The sequence below is a fragment of the Modestobacter italicus genome (genome assembly GCF_019799965.1).
Taxonomy (GTDB): Bacteria; Actinomycetota; Actinomycetes; order Mycobacteriales; family Geodermatophilaceae; genus Modestobacter; species Modestobacter italicus_A.
This window is the reverse complement of record NZ_JABGCJ010000128.1, coordinates 1-532: the sequence shown is the minus strand read 5'-3', so window position 1 is coordinate 532 and position 532 is coordinate 1. Positions and strand designations below refer to the sequence as shown.

Annotated in this window: 1 protein-coding gene; it reads left to right on the top strand. The window is 73.5% G+C overall.

Annotated features, from left to right (window positions below; all coding sequences use genetic code 11):
• The coding region (locus HLA93_RS20525) for an HNH endonuclease signature motif containing protein (RefSeq protein WP_222196290.1) at window positions 1–532 on the top strand (532 nt) is incomplete at both ends.

Sequence of the window (532 nt, the reverse complement as noted above, 5' to 3'; positions counted from 1 at the left end):
CTGCCGGCGGTGGCCGCGAACCTGACCATCACCGCCGACCTCACCGCCCTCGAAGGCGCCAGCAGCACCACCGGTGAGATCAACGGGCTCCCGATCACCGCCGCCCACCTACGTGAACTCCTCACCCGCGCCGGCGCCCTCGGCCTCACCACGCCTGAGGGCGGCACCCTCAGCTACGCCCTCGCCGGCCCCGACGGACAGCTCCTCGCGACCATCACCCCCGCCGAACTCGCTCGCTTGGCCCGCCGCGGCTGCCCAACCCACCCCGACAGCGGCAACAGCAGCGCCGGCGACGGAACCAGCCAGCCGTGCGCCTGCCCGGCGCTCGGGACGCCACCACCGACCAGCGCCTACACCCCCACCGCCCGGCAACGGGCGTTCGTCACCACCCGCGACCAACGCTGCCGCTTCCCCAACTGCGGCCAACGCGTCGGCTGGACCGACCTCGACCACGTCACCGCCCACGCCACCGGCGGAGCCACCGACTGCACCAACCTCTGCTGCCTGTGCCGCTCCCACCACCGACTCAAGA